The 17914-nt window shown below is 51.7% G+C and carries 20 protein-coding genes and 2 tRNA genes; 12 read left to right on the forward strand and 10 right to left on the reverse strand.

Annotated elements, in window-relative coordinates:
- Positions 1 to 164: 164 nt before the first annotated feature.
- From ABIC80_RS02855 to ABIC80_RS02865, 3 genes are all read left to right on the forward strand, one after another.
- Positions 165 to 704 (forward strand): DUF2058 domain-containing protein, encoded by a 540-nt coding sequence (locus tag ABIC80_RS02855; protein WP_042712065.1) that lies wholly within the window; start codon positions 165 to 167, stop codon positions 702 to 704.
- A gap of 108 nt (positions 705 to 812) precedes the next feature.
- Positions 813 to 1289 carry a cold-shock protein gene (locus ABIC80_RS02860; RefSeq protein ID WP_023479132.1) on the forward strand — a complete coding sequence of 159 codons (477 nt, stop codon included), beginning with the start codon at positions 813 to 815 and terminating at the stop codon, positions 1287 to 1289.
- 28 nt (positions 1290 to 1317) lie between these two features.
- Complete coding sequence (locus ABIC80_RS02865) at positions 1318 to 1563, forward strand: DUF2543 family protein (protein WP_289745586.1); 246 nt, start codon at positions 1318 to 1320, stop codon at positions 1561 to 1563.
- Between the two features lie 77 nt (positions 1564 to 1640).
- Here ABIC80_RS02865 and ABIC80_RS02870 read toward each other — a convergent pair whose 3' ends face one another.
- From ABIC80_RS02870 to mtfA, 3 genes are all read right to left on the reverse strand, one after another.
- Positions 1641 to 3614 (reverse strand): PhoX family protein, encoded by a 1974-nt coding sequence (locus ABIC80_RS02870; protein WP_429175383.1) that lies wholly within the window; start codon positions 3612 to 3614, stop codon positions 1641 to 1643.
- Positions 3615 to 3785: 171 nt separating this feature from the next.
- Positions 3786 to 3861: transfer RNA gene (locus ABIC80_RS02875), tRNA-Asn, on the reverse strand.
- 99 nt (positions 3862 to 3960) lie between these two features.
- Entirely contained in the window at positions 3961 to 4758 is a 798-nt protein-coding gene (gene mtfA, locus ABIC80_RS02880) for a DgsA anti-repressor MtfA (RefSeq protein WP_429175386.1), read from the reverse strand.
- Positions 4759 to 4851: 93 nt separating this feature from the next.
- On the opposite strand from mtfA, the gene ABIC80_RS02885 reads away from it, so the two are divergent.
- Positions 4852 to 4941 (forward strand) — tRNA-Ser (locus tag ABIC80_RS02885).
- A gap of 192 nt (positions 4942 to 5133) precedes the next feature.
- On the opposite strand, the gene ABIC80_RS02890 is transcribed toward ABIC80_RS02885, so the two are convergent.
- Positions 5134 to 5883 (reverse strand): SDR family NAD(P)-dependent oxidoreductase, encoded by a 750-nt coding sequence (locus ABIC80_RS02890; RefSeq protein WP_429175389.1) that lies wholly within the window; start codon positions 5881 to 5883, stop codon positions 5134 to 5136.
- Positions 5884 to 5980: 97 nt separating this feature from the next.
- Between ABIC80_RS02890 and ABIC80_RS02895 the strand changes: the two genes are divergently transcribed.
- Entirely contained in the window at positions 5981 to 6340 is a 360-nt protein-coding gene (locus ABIC80_RS02895; RefSeq protein ID WP_429175392.1) for a winged helix-turn-helix transcriptional regulator, read from the forward strand.
- Positions 6341 to 6485: 145 nt separating this feature from the next.
- On the opposite strand, the gene ABIC80_RS02900 is transcribed toward ABIC80_RS02895, so the two are convergent.
- Entirely contained in the window at positions 6486 to 7556 is a 1071-nt protein-coding gene (locus ABIC80_RS02900; protein WP_429175394.1) for a LacI family DNA-binding transcriptional regulator, read from the reverse strand.
- 203 nt (positions 7557 to 7759) lie between these two features.
- Here ABIC80_RS02900 and ABIC80_RS02905 point away from each other — a divergent pair, with 203 nt between their 5' ends.
- The 3 genes from ABIC80_RS02905 to ABIC80_RS02915 all read left to right on the forward strand — a co-directional run bounded on the left by ABIC80_RS02905 (position 7760) and on the right by ABIC80_RS02915 (position 9641).
- Entirely contained in the window at positions 7760 to 8014 is a 255-nt protein-coding gene (locus tag ABIC80_RS02905; RefSeq protein ID WP_429175396.1) for a hypothetical protein, read from the forward strand.
- A complete protein-coding gene (locus ABIC80_RS02910; protein ID WP_124967928.1) occupies positions 8001 to 9266 on the forward strand; it encodes an MFS transporter in 1266 nt (421 codons plus the stop codon). The genes ABIC80_RS02905 and ABIC80_RS02910 overlap by 14 nt, the downstream gene beginning before the upstream one ends.
- Before the next feature lie 138 nt (positions 9267 to 9404).
- Entirely contained in the window at positions 9405 to 9641 is a 237-nt protein-coding gene (locus tag ABIC80_RS02915) for a MafI family immunity protein (protein WP_312605098.1), read from the forward strand.
- A gap of 180 nt (positions 9642 to 9821) precedes the next feature.
- On the opposite strand, the gene ABIC80_RS02920 is transcribed toward ABIC80_RS02915, so the two are convergent.
- Positions 9822 to 10004, reverse strand: coding sequence for a hypothetical protein (locus tag ABIC80_RS02920; protein WP_148285666.1), 183 nt, complete (start codon positions 10002 to 10004; stop codon positions 9822 to 9824).
- A gap of 83 nt (positions 10005 to 10087) precedes the next feature.
- Complete coding sequence (locus tag ABIC80_RS02925; protein WP_429175398.1) at positions 10088 to 10990, reverse strand: LysR family transcriptional regulator; 903 nt, start codon at positions 10988 to 10990, stop codon at positions 10088 to 10090.
- A gap of 124 nt (positions 10991 to 11114) precedes the next feature.
- On the opposite strand from ABIC80_RS02925, the gene ABIC80_RS02930 reads away from it, so the two are divergent.
- Positions 11115 to 12506, forward strand: coding sequence for an MFS transporter (locus ABIC80_RS02930; RefSeq protein ID WP_429175400.1), 1392 nt, complete (start codon positions 11115 to 11117; stop codon positions 12504 to 12506).
- 258 nt (positions 12507 to 12764) lie between these two features.
- Positions 12765 to 13019 carry a MafI family immunity protein gene (locus ABIC80_RS02935; protein ID WP_346438417.1) on the forward strand — a complete coding sequence of 85 codons (255 nt, stop codon included), beginning with the start codon at positions 12765 to 12767 and terminating at the stop codon, positions 13017 to 13019.
- A 271-nt stretch (positions 13020 to 13290) separates the two neighbouring features.
- On the opposite strand, the gene ABIC80_RS02940 is transcribed toward ABIC80_RS02935, so the two are convergent.
- Positions 13291 to 14724, reverse strand: coding sequence for an MFS transporter (locus ABIC80_RS02940; protein ID WP_429175402.1), 1434 nt, complete (start codon positions 14722 to 14724; stop codon positions 13291 to 13293).
- 140 nt (positions 14725 to 14864) lie between these two features.
- Between ABIC80_RS02940 and ABIC80_RS02945 the strand changes: the two genes are divergently transcribed.
- Entirely contained in the window at positions 14865 to 15221 is a 357-nt protein-coding gene (locus tag ABIC80_RS02945) for an ArsR/SmtB family transcription factor (protein ID WP_429175404.1), read from the forward strand.
- Positions 15222 to 15483: 262 nt separating this feature from the next.
- Here ABIC80_RS02945 and ABIC80_RS02950 read toward each other — a convergent pair whose 3' ends face one another.
- Both ABIC80_RS02950 and ABIC80_RS02955 read right to left on the reverse strand, forming a co-directional pair.
- Positions 15484 to 16692, reverse strand: coding sequence for a sugar efflux transporter (locus ABIC80_RS02950; protein ID WP_263754418.1), 1209 nt, complete (start codon positions 16690 to 16692; stop codon positions 15484 to 15486).
- Between the two features lie 214 nt (positions 16693 to 16906).
- Positions 16907 to 17293 carry a bleomycin resistance protein gene (locus ABIC80_RS02955; protein ID WP_305208391.1) on the reverse strand — a complete coding sequence of 129 codons (387 nt, stop codon included), beginning with the start codon at positions 17291 to 17293 and terminating at the stop codon, positions 16907 to 16909.
- A 345-nt stretch (positions 17294 to 17638) separates the two neighbouring features.
- Here ABIC80_RS02955 and drpB point away from each other — a divergent pair, with 345 nt between their 5' ends.
- Positions 17639 to 17902 carry a cell division protein DrpB gene (drpB, locus tag ABIC80_RS02960; protein ID WP_042717193.1) on the forward strand — a complete coding sequence of 88 codons (264 nt, stop codon included), beginning with the start codon at positions 17639 to 17641 and terminating at the stop codon, positions 17900 to 17902.
- Positions 17903 to 17914: the final 12 nt, after the last annotated feature.

A 17914-nucleotide genomic window follows, 5' to 3' on the forward strand; every position in this document is an offset into this window, starting at 1 on the left:
AAAATTAAGGCCGCCCTTGAGACTACAGCGACAGCCCGCGTGAGAAAACCCTTTTACACAGATGTCGTACCTGACGGCGTTAAATGGTCTGATCCTGCGCCTGGTATATCCTTAACAATTCCCGCTATAATCCGGGAAATTTGTTAACGGATTCAGAAGCGAAAATGGCAAAACTTACCTTACAAGAGCAGCTCCTGCAGGCGGGGCTGGTCAACAGCAAAAAGATGGCCAAAGTGCAGCGCACGGCGAAGAAGTCCCGCGTGCAGGCGCGTGAGGCGAGAGAAGCGGTAGAAGAGAACAAAAAGGCGCAGCTTGAGCGTGATAAGCAGCTTAACGAGCAGCAGAAGCAGGCGACGCTCGCCAAAGAGTATAAAGCGCAGGTGAAGCAGCTGATTGAGATGAACCGCATCACCATCAACAGAGGTGATATCAACTTCAACTTCACCGATAACAACCTGATCAAAAAAATCGTCGTCGATAAGGTGACGCAGGCGCAGCTGATTAGCGGCCGTCTGGCGATTGCCCGTCTGATGACGGAAAACCGCAGCGAGCCGGAGTACGCAATTATTCCCGCAAGCGTGGCTGATAAAATCGCCCAGCGCGATGCCGACAGCATTGTGCTCAACAGTGCACTAAGCCAGGAAGCGCAGGATGAAGACGATCCCTATGCCGACTTCAAAGTGCCTGACGATCTGATGTGGTAATACGCGCAGAAGAATATCAGGCCAAAAGCGTGGTCTGCGCGGGCAATGTGCTTTACACTGCGCGCGGCAAAAATAGCACAGAACAACGAGTCAACAGGCGGTAAGGCGATGAACGGAAAAATCACAACCTGGTTTAAAGAGAAAGGTTTTGGATTTATCAAAGATGAGAACGGTGAGAACCGCTATTTCCATGTGATCAAGGTCGCCAACCCAGAGCTGATTAAAAAAGATGCGGCGGTGACGTTTGAACCCACCACCAACAATAAAGGCCTCTCGGCCTATGCGGTAAAAGTGGTGCCGGACAGCAAGTATATTTTTATCGCTGGCGAGCGCCTGAAGCTCACCTCGATCAAATCTTATGTTGTCTTCAACGAAGAAGTGCCTGCTGATACCCGTATCGATAAAGAGAGCCCGGTGCTCTCGGTCGGGGTGCTGATGAGCAGCATCCGACCAAAATCCGATATCAAGCCAGGGGAGATGCGTACGCTGAAAAAGCTGGCGATCACCACCTTCCAGGGCTCAACGCTTATCTTTACGGAAGATGAGATCGATATCGACGCGACGGTGAAACTGCTTAAAGTTTGACGTTATCTGCTGCTTTTAAGGATCCCTTATGAACCACGAAATCCCGCTGAAGTTTTATGACATCGCCGATGAGTATTCGACGGAGTCCGCGACGCCGGTGAGCGAGTCCGAGCGTGACGCGGTGGCGCACTACTTCCAGCTGCTGCTGACCCGCTTGTCCAACAATGAAGAGATCAGCGAAGAGGCGCAGCAAGAGATGGCCCGCGAAGCCGGCCTCAAAGAGAGCCGCATTGATGAGATCGCAAACTTCCTCAATGAGTGGGGCAACGAGTAACGCGGCATAATCCGCGATTTTCGCTGCTCATAAACGCAAAAAGCCCGCACATCATGCGGGCTTTTTCTTTAACGGTATCAGGTACCGATAATGCCGCCGTCGGATTTGGTGATTACCACCGTAGAGGAGCGCGGTCGTCCATCGGCTTTGAAATCCGGCCAGTTAGAGATGGCGTGCGGATTATTGGGATCGGTGATGTCATCACCGCCTTCACCGGGGTGCTGGATATTGATAAACAGCGTGCGGTTGTCCGGCGTAAAGGCGATACCGGTAATTTCACACCCGCGCGGCCCGGTCAGGAAGCGGCGATAATCATTGCTCCCCGGAATGGTTGCCACCATCTGGTTATTGCCCATCCCTTCATAGGCTTTTTTATTGATGGTGCTGGAGGAGACATCGGTCTGGATCCAGAGTACGCCACGATGATCGAAGGAGAGGCCGTCCGGGCTGCCAAACTCCGCGCCTTTCATCGAGCCTTTCACTTTCGGGTCGTCACTGTCCGTGCGCCCGGCGAGCACCAGGATATCCCACTTAAATTTGGCTGACGCCGGATCGGCGTTCTCTTCGCGCCAGTGCATGATATGGCCGAACTGGTTATTGGCGCGCGGGTTGGCCGCATCCACTGGCGCTTTGCCCTCTTTACCGCGATCGGAGTTGTTGGTCAGCGTGCAGTAGACGCTGCCTTTCGCGTGGGTATCGACCGCGATCCACTCCGGGCGATCCATTTTGGTTGCGCCGACCTTATCGGCAGCAAGGCGGGTTTTGATCAGCAGATCGCCCTGGTTGTCGAAGCCGTTGCGTTGATCAAGCCCGTTTTCGCCAAAGATCAGCGGCAGCCAGTCGCCGGAGCCATCTTCATTAAATTTGGCGACGTAGAGCGTGCCGGACTCCAGAAGATTCATATTCGCCTTGCGATCGCTCGGGTCATATTTGTTCTCAGAGATGAATTTATAGATGTATTCAAACTTCTGGTCATCGCCCATATAGACCACCACGCGGTTATCCGCCGCCAGCGTCACGGCGGCACCTTCATGCTTGAAGCGGCCTAATGCGGTATGTTTGCGCGGCGTCGAGCTCGGATCGTAAGGGTCAATCTCCACCACCCAGCCAAAGCGGTTTGGCTCGTTGGGGGTTTTGTCGACGCTAAAGCGCTCATCCACTTCGTTCCAGCGGTAGGACTCATCGCTGTCGCTGATGCCGTAGCGCTTCTCCAGCGCGTTGAGCGGCGCTTTTTTGACAAAAATATCTGACCAGTTCTCTTCGCAGGTGAGATAGGTGCCCCATGGAGTACGACCATTGGCGCAGTTTTGCATGGTGCCCAGCACCTGTTCACCCTGCGGATCGGCCGCGGTTTTCATCAGCGGCTGGTGGCGCGCCGGGCCGCTCAGCTGCATCGGCGTATTAACGGTAATACGGCGGGCAAAGCTTGAGGGGCGAACGACTTGCCAGCCCGCATCCGCTTTTTTCACCTCGATAACCGACACGCCCATGGCGTTTTGCCCTTTACGCGCCTTATCGAGATCCCAGTTGGCGGTCCCGTCTTTGAACAGCATGCCGTTATCAATGTACTCATGGTTGAGCGCCAGCAGACCGTGCGCCGGGTTCTCTTCGCCCTGCGGCAGGCTAAACCACGCCATACCGTCATGGTGCATACCGGCCTGCGCCGCCTGCTCATCGGTGGTGTTGCTGGCGTCGAATTTAAACTCCGGCAGATTGCCTTTTAAGCCCACGGCATCGCCCCAGCGATAGAAGGGGCGGGCGATGTAGCCTTCCGGTACCGTGACATTATCGGCGGTCGAGACGGGAATGCTGGTAAAGCCGAGCGACATCGCTTTCGCTAAGGCGGACGGTTTCGGCATCGCCGCGAAGGCGTTTTCTGGCATCAGTAAAGAGGGGAATGAGACCGCAGCGCCGGCGACCATCCCCATTTGCAGAAAGCGGCGGCGTGACATAAACGCGCTGACCACCTCTGAAAACGCGGCGTTGTGGCTTGGGTTACTGATCTCATCGCTGTGCTCTTGCTTGAACACCGATTTAAGGGGTCTGCTCATATCGTTTTCCTGTGATTTCCATAGGCTTGCATCGCAATGGAGAGCAGTCTAAAAAACTTTTGTTACAAATTTATAACGTTTGAGGCACAGCGGCTTAATAAGTCGTGTTTGGCTGGGGGAGGGTAAAGAATAAAAAGCAAAAAGCCCGCTAAAAAGCGGGCTTCTTAAATTTGGCTCCTCTGACTGGACTCGAACCAGTGACATACGGATTAACAGTCCGCCGTTCTACCGACTGAACTACAGAGGAATCGTGTGAACGGGGCGAATACTACTGACCCCGTACTTTAGTGTCAACACTAAATTTAACGTGCTGATTCAATTGGCTAATTAACATCCAGGACTGTAATTAATGCACTGGATTCGTCTCTTCGCCGTAGCTTCCTGGCTGATCGCGCAGGCGGCATAAAGGATCCTGCTGATAGAAGTGGCAGAAGCGCTGCCACAGGGCAGGGAAACGCGGGGCAAACAGTTCTGGCGCGCTAAAGAAATACTCCGACAGCACCGCGAAACACTCGGCGGGGTCGGTAGCGGCATAGGCATCAATGCTGGCAGCGCTTTCGCCGACGAGATCGATCTCATCCTGAATATTCTCCATGGCGGCACGCAGATCGTGCTCCCAGCCCGCCACATCGCGCAGCGGGATCAGCGGAATGCCGCTGGCGCGATCGCCGTTGCGCATATCAAGCTTGTGCGCCACTTCATGAATAATCAGGTTGTAACCGGAGGCATCGAAGGAGTCCTGAATGTCGAGCCAGTTAAGCACGATAGGGCCCTGCTGCCAGCTCTGCCCGGAGTGGACCATGCGCTGATTATGCACAAGGCCGAAATCGTCCTCCCACTCATCATCGACGATAAAAGGGGCAGGGTAGATCAGCACTTCGTGAAAGCCATCCAGCCATTCGAGGCCCAGCTCCAGCACCGGCAGGCAAAACAGCAGGCTGATGCGCGCGCTTTTCAGCGCGTCCAAATCGAATCCCTGTAGTGCCACCAGGCGCTTTTGCTGCAAAAAACGGTCGGCCAGCTGAACCAGTCTGTTTTGCTCGTCGGGCGATAAATTCGCTAACACGGGGACTTTTAACGCATCTTGCCAGGGAAGATCTGCTTCATCGGCAGACTCCCGGATTTTCCAGGGCCACTTAATCATCGTTTTGCTCGCAAACTCGCCACTTGAACCAAATCAACGGGACTGGGTCTGTTAAAATGCCAAAATTCCTGGCATGATGGCAACCATCTGAACGGAGAGATGCCGGAGCGGCTGAACGGACCGGTCTCGAAAACCGGAGTAGGGGCAACTCTACCGGGGGTTCAAATCCCCCTCTCTCCGCCATTATTCAAGCACTTACCCGCATAGCTTTCAACGATCCAGATCCCAATGAGAAAATCCTTTAACAAAAATGCGAATCTAAAAGTTCACGTTTTTTGGTTCAACCTCGGGCTCACTTTCACCTCTCTGTCGTAAACCCATACCAGCGATTTATGCTTACAGGCACCCCGGCACTTATCAGAGCGCCTGAATTGTTCACACTTGTGCCATGCCGCCATCGACGAAGACTTCGCTGCCCGTCATGAAGCTGCTCTCATCGCTTGCCAGGAACAAGGCCACGGCGGCCGTCTCTTCCGGGCGACCGATGCGGCCAAGCGGCGTTTGTGCGGCAAGGCCCGCGAGCAACGCTTCCGACTGTCCACTGGCCCCGAACAGGTCGAGCAACCCTGGGGTTTCCGTACCGCCGGGTGAGAGCACATTGATGCGAATACCGGTTCCCTTCATATCGAGGGCCCAGCTTCTGGCGAAGTTTCTGATTGCCGCCTTCGTCGCGCTGTAGATGCTGAAAGCGGGCGTTCCCATTGAACCTGTGGTTGACCCGGTCAGGATGATCGAGCCGCCGGAGCGCATGAGCGGAAGCGCCTTCTGAACCGTAAACAGCGTCCCCTTGACGTTGACGCCGAACATGTGGTCGAAGTCCGCTTCGCTGATCTCGCCCAGCGGAGCGAACGTTCCCAAGCCAGCGTTTGCGAACAGGATATCGAGCTGACCTGCTTCGCTCTTGATCTGCGCGTAAAGATGGTCGAGATCCTCCAGGCTGGAGACATCACAACGGATACCCGTCGCGCCATGACCAATTTTGGCTATTGCCTTGTCAATCTCGGCCTGGCGACGTCCTGCGATATAGACGCGTGCACCTTCTGCTGCGAAGCGTATGGCGCTTGCAAGGCCGATCCCCGTGCTTCCACCTGTAATCAATGCTGTCTTGCCTGTGAGTCTGGACATAAGCGTCTCCTTAAGTGATTTGCCGACAGCTGCACTTTAGACGGGAAATTACTTTTGGTATAGTATGCACCTTTTGGTAAGTACCCGAGGAAAACCGATGACACCCTCATTTACATGTGGTCTGGATGCAGCGCTGGCTGTAATCGGCGGTAAGTGGAAGCCTTTGATCCTGTTCCATCTGGCGCATGACACCCGCCGCTATGGTGAGCTGAAACGCGCGGTTGCTGGCGTCAGTGACAAAATGCTTATTCAGCAGTTGAAGGAGTTGCAGGCCGACGGCGTGGTTCAGCGCATCGACTACCAGACTATTCCGCCCAAAGTCGAATACTCGCTTACCGAATTCGGCGTCAGCCTCGCCAATAGTCTTGCCCCACTGTGCGCATGGGGACGTGCGCACATGAGCGAGATAGAGAAGATTGCGCTCGCCCGGCAGGGCGCGTTGACGTCGACAGAGTGATAGCCGTTGTGGCAGGTGAAACCAGTCGTAGTGGTTTGACTGTGCTCAAGGTCTTAAATGTGGTCAAAGAACTCAATGTCCGCTCTGTGCAGGAGTGGACATTGATTCATAAGATGGGGCATTCCACGCACAGAATCTGTAGATCTTACAGCTTTTTCACCAGTGTTTTTAATTGAGTAATCAGCTGCGCGTTGTCATCCCCGGGGTGACTGGCTATGGGCCAGGTTGACTGACGAATAACCAGTCGTGTAGGCAGCAGCTCACGGATCCTTATTTGCGGGTCGGCCATGAATTGGATAAGCAACTCCACGGCCCGCTTACCGAGTTTATCGAAATCCTGTGCCACGGTCGTCAGCGGCGGCTGGAAGTAAAGGCTATCTGCCGTATCGTCATAACCCGTGACGGAGACAGCCTGGCTGCCGTTGCGATTGAGCTGCGCCAGGGCGCTCAACACGCCGAGTGCCATCTGATCGTTCGCCACAACGATGGCACTTATCTTCGGGTACTGATGTAACAGTTTGAAAGCATTGTGCCAGCCGCTGGCCGCACTCCAGTCGCCAAAAACCGTCACAGCATTACTTACCCCAAGTCGATGCAACGTCTCACGCCAGCTGCTCAAGCGCATGCGTGCTGAAACCGAACTTTCAGGACCGGCAAGCAGACCGAAATCCCGGTGCCCCAGCTCCCAGAGATGACGGATGCAAGCGCTACAACCATCAAGATGGTCAAAGCGCACGCAGCAGACATCGGTCTCCGGCGAAATATCCAAAAACAGACAGCAAATATCGGGATTTTCACTTACCAGCTTTTCGGCAACGCTGCCTTCCAGCGGCAGATTAATAATTGCTCCACGGATATTCTGTGCGCGAAACTCATTTAGCCGTGCCTGAAGCGAGGTGTAATCCACGATTGCGGGCATCGCAATAGCGACCTCCAGCTCGCGTGCGCTGGCGTGACTTTTTATTGCCGCGGCGATTTGTGAGGGCGCATGCAGGGTCAACGACGCGGTAATCAAACCAATCGACGGCGCAGACTTCCCCGCCAACAATTGCGCCGAACGGTTAGGAACATAGAGCAACGCCTGCATTGCGCTGATAACCTTGTCGCGGGTGCGTTCTGACACAACCCCGGGTTTATTCAGTACACGCGAAACCGTCTGCTGCGACACTCCGGCCTTGCGAGCCACATCTTCTAACGTTGCCGTACGGCGCTGCATAAACCACTCCTGTACACGTCTGTAACAATGTCGTTCGCTAACATCTTATGTCTTAAACACGACAAAATAGCATCATTTCCGCGCTATTTCGTGATCGTGTATGAGTTTCACTTTCGCCAGCATTGTGGCTTTAAACAAAATATCTGATAACTCACCCATCTTGTCTAGCGAACGACATTCTCATTTATCAGGCGAATATACCTATGCAATATCACGATCCCCGGACGTCCCCGGGCAACCTGTTTCATGACCTGCTGGCGCGAGAGGACAGACAAAAGCCGACAGGCTGCGACTCACTGACGTTCAGCGTCGAGGAAAACTGGCGGGCTGATGGCCAGAAGCAGGTTATCTTCGATGGCGATAACGCTCTGACCGGGGTGAAAGTGCGAAACCACCAAAAAAGCGGCTTTAATAATGACGCGTACACAGGATGGAATATAGACAATGAAACTCTCTGAACTCGCGCCAAGAGAACGGCATAACTTCATCTACTTTATGCTGTTCTTTTTCTTCTACTACTTCATTATGTCGGCCTACTTTCCCTTTTTCCCGGTCTGGCTGGCGGAAGTTAATCATCTAACCAAAACAGAAACGGGGATCGTTTTCTCCTCAATCTCGCTGTTCGCGATTATATTTCAGCCGGTATTTGGCCTGATATCGGACAAGCTGGGGTTACGCAAACACCTGCTGTGGACCATTACGATCTTGCTGATCATGTTTGCACCGTTCTTTATTTTTGTGCTGTCGCCGTTATTGCAGCTGAATATTTTCGCCGGTGCGCTAGCGGGCGGTATTTATCTGGGGGTGGTTTTCTCCAGCGGTTCCGGGGCGGTAGAGGCCTATATTGAACGCGTCAGCCGTGCGAACCGTTTTGAATACGGAAAAGTGCGCGTTTCCGGCTGTATTGGCTGGGCACTGTGTGCCTCCATCACCGGTATTTTGTTTGGCATCGATCCCAATATCACCTTCTGGATTGCCTCAGGTTTTGCGCTGGTGCTGGGAGTGCTGCTGTGGATGTCACGCCCGGAAGGGAGCAACAGTGAGCTGGTAATCGACGCGCTGGGAGCCAACCGTAAGGCCTTCTCGATGCGCACCGCCGCGGAACTATTACGCATGCCACGCTTCTGGGGATTTATTGTCTACGTAGTTGGCGTCGCCAGCGTATATGACGTATTTGATCAACAGTTTGCCAACTTCTTTAAAGGCTTTTTCTCCAGTCCACAGCGTGGAACAGAAGTATTCGGCTTCGTCACCACCGGAGGGGAATTACTTAACGCGTTGATTATGTTCTTTGCTCCTGCCATCGTGAACCGGATTGGCGCGAAAAACGCTCTGATCACTGCCGGCATTATTATGTCAGCGCGTATTCTGGGGTCTTCTTTTGCCTCTTCAGCTATCGAAGTGGTGATCTTAAAAATGCTGCATATGTTTGAACTCCCGTTCTTGCTGGTGGGCACCTTCAAATACATATCATCTGCCTTTAACCCGAAACTATCAGCAACGCTGTTCCTGATTGGTTTTAACTTATCGAAGCAGCTTTCAGGTGTTGTACTCTCCGTATGGGTCGGAAGGATGTATGACACCGTCGGCTTCCACCAGGCTTATCTCATTCTGGGCAGCATTACGCTGAGCTTTACCATCGCCTCCCTCTTTACCCTGAAAGGGAGTAAAACGCTGCTGCAGGCTACCGAATATAAAAGTGCAGCCTGATAATAAAAGCCCGCTCTACTAAGCGGGCTTTATAGGTTATAGCCTTTTATGTAATGGCCCAATGACAGGTTGGCGCGAGAAGCAGACATTGATATAAGTTAATTTATGGAGAGCAGGTCAGTTGAGGAATTTTAAAAAATGTTAGCTAATCGAATAAGGGAGTTTGGAAAGGCATTTGAAGGCAGATTAGAGCCTTTTTTGCTTGAAGGTGCTTTGGACTATATAAACTTTAACGAAGAACCATTAGCCTTTGAAATCTTATGCGAACATATTTGTGAGTATGATGTACAGCTTAGCCAAAATGAATATGATGAAGCCATAGCACTAGCTGAACATATGGGGTTAGAGGTACTGGATGGACCCTACAAGCACTAAGCTGGCTTGATTGTATAATGAGTCGCTTTGACCTATACCCGTTGATTCTCAAGGAATGTTATTAGCAATTTCCGCTCTGTGCCAGAGGTGGTCATTGCTGGCGTTACTTTGGGTTAATAGCAGGAGAACATGTCATTCAACCGTATCCATTTTAGCCGGAGCGTCTACTGCCAGGATTCATTAACTATCTGGATAGCTGCCTTCATTTGTCACATCTCTTTTCATATCTCTGGCAAAGAGACTCATAGTGCGGCGGAATGCTTTACGCATGATGGCAACATCCGGAAATCTACTTACCTTTGTAATGACAGAAAGGAGGGGATTAATATTTTCGATTTTACTTCTGGCAAACCCCAGCCGCATAGTCTCGCCGGAGAGAGTCCCGTGTGGCCTAAAACTTCCGTGATAACAGTGCAATTTACTTAGTTGATATGGGACGGAATACGTTAACGTTCCCGACACACCTCTAAAATTTTCTCCCGAAGCCAGCGGTGACCGGGATCCTTTTCCATTCTTGGATGCCACATCTGCGACACCACAATGTTGCGGGTTTTGAATGGCAATTCAAAGAGATGTAAATTGTCTGTCATTCGTTGGTTGCGCAAGTACAGCGCGGGAACCATGGCGATAAGGTCAGAGGCCAGGGCGACGGATAACGCGGTCGGAAAGCCTGGAACCACGCTCACCACTTTGCGCGTGACGCCTAACGCCGCCAGGGCATCATCGACAAAACCATGTAGCACTCCGTCGGGTGATGCCACCACATGTCCCCAGGCAATATAATCTTCAACGCTTATTTCCGGCAGTGATGCCAGCGGATGCTCCTTGCGCACCGCTCCAATAAAGCGATCCTGAAAGAGTCTCTGCACCCGAATTTCTGGCCCCATATTGCTCTGGACACCAATCTCCAGGTCAACCAAACCCTCCCGAAGATAACGAGACGTTTTTTCAGGTTTCGGCGCAAAGCGTATGCAAATCCCCGGGGCCGCTTCGGCCACGGCGGCAATGAGCAGCGGGCCAAATGCCACCACAAAACCATCATTGGCCCTGATGGTGAACAGCCGTTCGAGGTTTTCCACCTTGAGCGTCCCGGATGAGGGCTGAAGTACCGCTCTCGCCTCATAGACCGCGCTTCTGGCACGATCCCGGGTTGCTTCAGCCCAGGGGGTGAGCACCATGTTACGTCCTGCTCGCACAAGAATGGGATCCCCCGTCACCTCACGTAGCCTGCTGAGCGTGCGGCTCATCGCTGAGGTACTCAGGTTTAAGCGTCGAGCCGCCCCCGCAACGCTGGCTTCTGCCAGCAAAACGTCGAGCGCGACCAGCAAGTTAAAATCAGGATCGGACATAGTAGTTCCTGGTGAGAATTCAGATAGGGCGTCGAATGCAATTATAGAGTGCAAATGCTGCGTCTTCCGCCTCGACTTGCTGCTGATTATAGTTTTCGCATCCTTCCTTTCACAGGCATTAAAGATGACAACGTTATTTGCAAATCAGCCGGGCGATGAAGGCCTGCCGGGACAAGAGCGTGCACGCGTGATGGCCGCCGTGATGACCACGACGTTGATGGGCGTGTTTGACGGCACAATGATTAACATCGCGCTGCCATCCATGGCAAAAGCGATGCAGGTACCGGCGAATGTCGCGGTCTGGTTCGCTAACGGCTACCTGCTCTCCGCCGCCATGACGTTGGCTATCTTCGCTGCGCTGGCAGTACGCGTCGGTTACCGACCCGTGTTTCTTTCAGGCCTTACCGTTTTTACGCTCACTTCACTGGGTTGCGCGCTGGCCAGTACGCCGGAGATGCTCATCGGAATGCGCATTATGCAGGGCATCGGCGGCGCAGCGACCCTGAGCATTGCCCCGGCGATACTGCGTTCTGTTTTCCCCGGGCGATTGCTTGGCCGCATTCTTGGGCTACATGCTCTGCTTATTGCTTCAAGCTCGGCTATAGCGCCTGTACTTGGCGGCACAGTGCTGGGCATACTGAGCTGGAAATGGTTATTCGCCATAAACGTGCTCCCTGGCGCCGTTTCCCTGCTGCTGGTTTTCAGGTCGCTGCCACCAAAACCGGCATCCGACAGAATGCCGTTCGATATGCCAGGCGCTGTGCTGTCTGCACTACTTTTAGGCTCAATGGTGATGGCGGCAAACAGCTTCTCCTCAGACCATCACATCAGCGTCGCGGCTATCAGCTGGAGTCTGCTCGCGATGCTCAGCGCCATCACATTTATCTGGCACATCCGCCGGACAAAGCATCCTTTATTACCACCCGTAATGTTCAAAAATGGACGCTTTACCCTTGCGGCTTTAACTTCGCTGGCCTGTTTTGTGAGCCAGGGCATTACCTTTATTGCGCTGCCATTTCTGTTTCAGAGCGTATATGGCTACAGCCCCGTAATGTCGGCGTTACTCTTTACGCCATGGCCGATCGGCATTGTGTTGATAGCGCCTCACGCGGGTCGTTGGGCCGACACATTTTCAGCGCCCCTGATTTCTACCGCTGGGTTAGCGCTTTTTGTGGTGGGGTTGATTTTGCTGGCCACGCTACCCGCCAGCCCTGCGGCATGGGATATCTGTTTACGTAGCCTGTGGTGCGGCATCGGATTTGGTTGTTTCCAGAGCCCTAACAACCGGGAGATGCTCTCTAACGTATCCCGCGACTATGCCAGCTACGCATCAGGCGTATTGTCTATCGTGCGGACGTTCGGTCAATGTCTCGGCGCCGCTGTCATGGGGGTAATGCTGGCAATAAATGAACTGCAGGCTGTCCATTATGCTCTGTGGATTGCTGTCGTCGCGTCTGCGGCATCAGTGGTGTTAAGCGTTAGCCGGTTACGTAAAACAGGCCTGGCGGCAGCCTGAACTTGCGTGCTCATTCTGTCTTGTAGGCACGATTACGAATGGCTGGCGCTCAGCTAAGGGATGTGAAGCTAATTATATTGATGTAGCTATGCTGACCGTAAGCAGCCTGTAGCAAAGTCTTTTTCTTCTTGCACGGAGATAGTGGGGAAGTAAGTTCTCGGGAAAGGGTATTAACATGATTTTGGTCCGCTCCGTGCCAGGAGCGGACATTGATATATGTTAATTTGTGGAGAGCAGGTCAGTTGAGGAACTTTAAAAATGTTTGCTAATCGAATTAGGGAGTTTGGAAAGACACTTGAAGGCAGACTGGAGCCTTTTTTACTTGAAGGTGCTTTAGACTATATAAACTTTAACGAAGAACCATTAGCCTTTGAAATCTTATGCGAACATATTTGTGAGTATGATGTACAGCTTAGCCAAACTGAATATGATGAAGCCATAGCATTAGCTAAACATATGGGGTTAGAGGTACTGAATGGACCCTACAAGCACTTAGCTGGCTTGATTGTATAATGAGTCGATTTGAACTATATCCCGTTGACTCTTAAGGAATGTTGTTGGCAGGCTCCGCTTCCCGCTCAAAGCGGACCTTCAGCTCAGTTAGCTTCGTGCCGGAATCAGACATTCATAGACAGGCTGTTATAGCAGCCATTAAATCTCTCGCGCACCTGCGTGTTTAAGTCAGCGACGCTGAGGATTATTTTCAGAAAGACCCGCCTGATAGCGGGTCTGTGAAGCGCTTATTTTAGGTGCATAAGCAGGACAGAAGTGGTTTGATTACCCGTTACGCGGAGGCTGTTGATAGACCCTTTGCCGCTTTACGGGGCAACAGACGCGAAACGAAAAGCCCCGCAACCTGTCCGGCCGCAGCAAGATAAAAAGCGAGCTGTAAGGCATTTTCAAGACTGTTCACCGAGGTTTCCCGTTGCAGGCTTTCACTCCCGCTCCCGGATAGCGCTATCAGCACAGCTATACCAATCGCATTACCCACATTCAGCGTTGTTGAAGCCATACCTGAAGCGATCCCCAGCTCGTTATGCGGAACGCCTGAGCCCGAAGCTATCCACATTGCCGTCCATACAATACCTTGTCCTGCTCCTGAAATGACCAGCCCCGGCATTATGTTCGCATAAGATGCACCAGAAAATGCTGCCGGTGCCAGCGCCAGCGTACCCGTAATCCCTATTAAAAAACCAATAAGTAGTGTTGTGCGCACCGGCAGACGATTTGCGAGCCGGGCGCCGAGCTGCGTTCCGGCAAAAATTGCCAGCGAAGGAATAATAAAGGCCAGACCCGTCTGTAACGCGCTGTACCCCATCACACTCTGAAACAGAATCGTCAGGAAATAAGGCAGAGCGCCAAAGGTCCCCATATAAATGGACGTCATCGCCATGCCTGTAACCAGACTGCGGTTTCTGAATAACCGTAACGGCATCAGTGGATCCTGACTACGGGCCTCAATAGTGACAAACAGCAGCAGAGATATAGCGGCCAGGCTCAGAGAGAAAAGAATATGCCCTGACAGCCAGCCATCTTCAGGTCCCTGAACCAGAGCGTATACCAGCAGGGTGGCGCCCACCGTCACCGTTACCGCGCCTGGAAAATCAAAACTGCGGCGCTTATTGCTGAGGCTGTCTTTCGGTAAGACATAAAAAGCAGCACAAATCGCGATGGCTGACAGTAAAACGTTGACGAAAAATACCGACGGCCAGCCATACGCACTGGTAAGTACTCCTCCGGCAAGCGATCCCAGGGTGAGACCACTTGCGCCTGCGCCACCCCAGACAGCCAGTGCCCGGTTTCGTGAAGGTCCTTCCTCAAACAGTCGGTTTATAAGTGACAGCGTGGACGGAAAAAGTAATGCGGCGCCTATGCCTTGCAGGGCTCGCGCAATGACGATAATGCCAGGCTCCCACGCTAAACCACCTGCAAGCGAAGAAAAGGCATATAGCCATAATGCGCAAATAAATACGCGACGTTGCCCCAGCAGATCGGCAGCCCGCCCGCCGAAGAGTAAAAAACCTCCGCAACATACCGTATAGGCACTCACGACCCACTGCAGAGTCTGCTCAGAAAACCCCAGTCCGGCACCAATTTCCGGCAGCGCCACAAATACAATATTTATATCCAGCGAGTAAATGAGCTGGGCGAACGCCAGTAGCGCAAGGCTCCAGTGTTGTAAACGTCGGGCACCTGAATCCGTTGAGGATGTGGGCATAGAACAATCTCCGTATAACCTTAAGAAAACCAATGTACGAGTACTTACGTACAATTAATGTATGTATGTACTCGTACATTAGTCAACTGATAAAACGTAAAGTAGGATAGGGAGATGTTAACCCCCTTATGGAAAAACGGATGATTGCTAACCACCCTGACAGAGAACAACTTCGTCTTGAGAACGTACTTGCCGCTTTGGGAAATCCATTACGCCTGACAGTGGTACGTGTGCTTGCTGGTGGCGGCGAACATGCCTGTAGCGCGGTGCTGAGTGGTATTCCCAAATCGACGCTGACTCACCACTGGCGTGTATTGCGCGACAGCGGTGTGATCTGGCAGCGCCCGTTCGGGCGAGAAAACTTATTGTCGCTACGTCGGGAAGATCTTGATGCGCGCTTTCCAGGTCTCCTTGATGTCCTGTTGGGCGCAGTTAACAATGATGCTCTTACAAAAGAGTCGACCGCAAAAAATCTGCCGCAGCCATCTTTAAAATAGGGTGCGGATGCAAGACTGAAAGAGACTCACAGTACGAATTCGATATTCCTGCAATCCGCTTTCCGCTCAGAGCTGCCAGCTGATAAAGATGACTTAGCCGCCTTTCGCAGCTTTATGGTAGGCAGATGTGGTTGCTTGTCAGAAGATAGTCGGAGAGCCTTGAGGTCCGCTCCGTGCCAGGAGCGGACGTTGAATTAATGAGAATAAAACCGGAGCAACAGCGGCGGTCAATCGTGCTTTGTACGCATATTTATGAGAACTGTCAGCCTATTAGTGAACTCTTTTTTGTAGAGAGATTTCTGTTTATACAAAGCATTAGCAAAGCAGCACAACACACTGATAACAGTGGAACAAGCAGAGTCATTTTAAACCCTGCCAGCTGCGCCATCAGACCGGCAATCCCATTGCCAGCCATCATGCCTGTGCGCATGGCATTGGAGTGAAATGCTGATGCGAAGCCGCTACGTTCTGGCAACGCGTCCTGAATAACAGAAATCCCCAGGCCGACAAAAATACCAAAGAATAATCCGTTAAAAAGTTGCAACACAATCAGTTCGGTCATGTTAGTGGCCAACTGAAGCAGGCTGTAATAGACGGCTGCAAAGAGAAATCCGACCATAATCAGTGGCTCTTTCCCTGTTTTCTCTGCCAGATGAGCAGCGGCAAGCATAACGGGAATTTCCATTATCGCGGTTGCGCCAAGCAGAAAGCCCGGAAACGAAGCGGGTAAATTAAGCTCGTGTACCAGGTACAGCGGCATAATGGTCAGGTACATGTTATTGGATAAATTTGCCAGCATCATTACTGCGCCGAGTGCCCAAATCATACCCGTGACAGGGGCTTTACTGGTTTGAGTTTTTTCTGCTCTGCCGGTATCGACACTGTTGTTATCCTTCGAAAGCAGCAACTGGCTGACAAGTAACGTGATGGCCGCAAGCAGGGCTGAGGCCAGAAAATTAAAGGTGAAGCCAAATCGGTCGGCGAAGACAAATGCCAGGGCTGGCCCGGCAATCCACACAATTGACACGCCCGAACGCATTTGCGTATTGAGCCGTGTAGCGTTAAGCCCTGCCGTCAGTGAATGCTTTCGGATCATCGACAGGAGTAACGGGATAGACGCATTGCCTGGCCCCATCAAGAAAATACCGATGACCAGAGCTTCGATGGGTTGACGGCAGAAGCTGAAGGCTAAACCCGCCAGAAAAAGCGACGTAACAGAAATCATGAAAAGTTGCCGGACTGGATGTCCCTTATCTGCAAGCGATCCCATCAACTGGCTAAAAAATAATCCTGAGAGGGCAAACCCCAGGCTGTAGAAAGTGATAAAAATCGGGCTGGCATGTAATCCGTTTATTAAAAAAAGACTCATGACAGGCAAAATGAAGGCATATGAAATGGCGGTCATTACGTTTATAAGGAATAGCCGCCCAGTAATTCCGGAAAAAAAAGCCATAAAGAACAACATCTCCATGTAGGTTAATCTTATTTTTTAACATGGAAATGTCTCAGGACAGCGCACTATTTCACTTCATATGAGATGTATTGGTGTTCGGGTCGTTAGAGCTTCGTCAGAAGGTCTTTGTCCCGCTTTTTAGATATTCTGGCGGACGATCCGCTTCTCGCTCAAAGCGGACCTTCAGTTCTGTTAAGTTGTCGGCTTTGTATCAGAAACCGACATTGATATTTCATTCAATGTACTGGCTAAAGCGTAAAAGATAACCATCCGGATCCTGCACGAGGAACTCTCTCTGGCAGGCGGACGTTTCTCCGGTACTGTAATGGTTATCATGGAGATCCCGATAAAGCGTTACGCCATGTGCATGCACCCGGGCGAGGATCCGTTCAATATCGTCCACTTCTATCTGAAAATTAATGCCTCGTCCAAATGGCCTGGTGAGTTCGCCCGTATTCCAGCCATCCGGATGATACTGCTCAAGCATCAGTTGTGCTTCACCAAGAGAGATATAAGCAAAATCAGGATCTTTGCGCTTGATCATGATGTTAAAGCCAAGCACGTCTGCATAGAAGTGCAGGGAGGCTGTAAAATCCGTTACAGTCAGTTCTGGAACCATTCGGTTCCAGAAGGGTTCATTCTTATCAATCAACTTTCTTATCCTTTATTAACAGACCCAACATCCGGCAGACCTTCTGAATCCTGCGCGTGCATGCTTATTCTTTTTTCGGCTTTGCTAATACCATATATTCATAAGGGATTTTATAATCGTTTTGTTTATCAATAGGTTAATGGGTTATTAACACTGCAGGCGATGCCAGTTATTCCGCCGTTATGCCTTAAAAGTATCAATAATGTTGATATATCTTTAATTCATATTTTCTGACGATATGATGTCGGAGAACTCTGAATAGTGAGAACGTTTCTTATTAACAATCCCCGACCACAAAAGGAAAACGAGATTATGGACGATTTCGCAGTTCGTAGCGCAGGTGGAAAGCTCGCGCTATGGGTCTTCTGGATTTTCTGCCTCTATTTTTGCTGGTCTCTGGCGAGTAATCTCTGGCTTGCCGGCCCGGCTGATATCGTCTCAGGCTTCGCCAGCGGCGCAGCGCGATCTGTCGAAAGCGGGTTAAACACGGTATCTGGCATCGTTGCATTAAGTGCGGTAGGTGCGATACTGGGCGCCATTGCCTGGTATACACGTCCACGTGATATGCAAGCGTGACGTCAGGGCTCC

It is taken from the genome of Kosakonia sp. 1610 (assembly GCF_050435845.1).
Taxonomy (GTDB): Bacteria; Pseudomonadota; Gammaproteobacteria; order Enterobacterales; family Enterobacteriaceae; genus Kosakonia; species Kosakonia cowanii.

Coding starts and splice junctions, on each gene's coding strand:
- ABIC80_RS02855 (WP_042712065.1), top strand. CDS start 165: ATGGCAAAACTTACCTTACAAGAGCAGCTCCTGCAGGCGGGGCTGGTC.
- ABIC80_RS02860 (WP_023479132.1), top strand. CDS start 813: ATGAACGGAAAAATCACAACCTGGTTTAAAGAGAAAGGTTTTGGATTT.
- ABIC80_RS02865 (WP_289745586.1), top strand. CDS start 1,318: ATGAACCACGAAATCCCGCTGAAGTTTTATGACATCGCCGATGAGTAT.
- ABIC80_RS02870 (WP_429175383.1), bottom strand. CDS start 3,614: ATGAGCAGACCCCTTAAATCGGTGTTCAAGCAAGAGCACAGCGATGAG.
- mtfA (WP_429175386.1), bottom strand. CDS start 4,758: ATGATTAAGTGGCCCTGGAAAATCCGGGAGTCTGCCGATGAAGCAGAT.
- ABIC80_RS02890 (WP_429175389.1), bottom strand. CDS start 5,883: ATGTCCAGACTCACAGGCAAGACAGCATTGATTACAGGTGGAAGCACG.
- ABIC80_RS02895 (WP_429175392.1), top strand. CDS start 5,981: ATGACACCCTCATTTACATGTGGTCTGGATGCAGCGCTGGCTGTAATC.
- ABIC80_RS02900 (WP_429175394.1), bottom strand. CDS start 7,556: ATGCAGCGCCGTACGGCAACGTTAGAAGATGTGGCTCGCAAGGCCGGA.
- ABIC80_RS02905 (WP_429175396.1), top strand. CDS start 7,760: ATGCAATATCACGATCCCCGGACGTCCCCGGGCAACCTGTTTCATGAC.
- ABIC80_RS02910 (WP_124967928.1), top strand. CDS start 8,001: ATGAAACTCTCTGAACTCGCGCCAAGAGAACGGCATAACTTCATCTAC.
- ABIC80_RS02915 (WP_312605098.1), top strand. CDS start 9,405: ATGTTAGCTAATCGAATAAGGGAGTTTGGAAAGGCATTTGAAGGCAGA.
- ABIC80_RS02920 (WP_148285666.1), bottom strand. CDS start 10,004: ATGCGGCTGGGGTTTGCCAGAAGTAAAATCGAAAATATTAATCCCCTC.
- ABIC80_RS02925 (WP_429175398.1), bottom strand. CDS start 10,990: ATGTCCGATCCTGATTTTAACTTGCTGGTCGCGCTCGACGTTTTGCTG.
- ABIC80_RS02930 (WP_429175400.1), top strand. CDS start 11,115: ATGACAACGTTATTTGCAAATCAGCCGGGCGATGAAGGCCTGCCGGGA.
- ABIC80_RS02935 (WP_346438417.1), top strand. CDS start 12,765: ATGTTTGCTAATCGAATTAGGGAGTTTGGAAAGACACTTGAAGGCAGA.
- ABIC80_RS02940 (WP_429175402.1), bottom strand. CDS start 14,724: ATGCCCACATCCTCAACGGATTCAGGTGCCCGACGTTTACAACACTGG.
- ABIC80_RS02945 (WP_429175404.1), top strand. CDS start 14,865: ATGATTGCTAACCACCCTGACAGAGAACAACTTCGTCTTGAGAACGTA.
- ABIC80_RS02950 (WP_263754418.1), bottom strand. CDS start 16,692: ATGGAGATGTTGTTCTTTATGGCTTTTTTTTCCGGAATTACTGGGCGG.
- ABIC80_RS02955 (WP_305208391.1), bottom strand. CDS start 17,293: ATGGTTCCAGAACTGACTGTAACGGATTTTACAGCCTCCCTGCACTTC.
- drpB (WP_042717193.1), top strand. CDS start 17,639: ATGGACGATTTCGCAGTTCGTAGCGCAGGTGGAAAGCTCGCGCTATGG.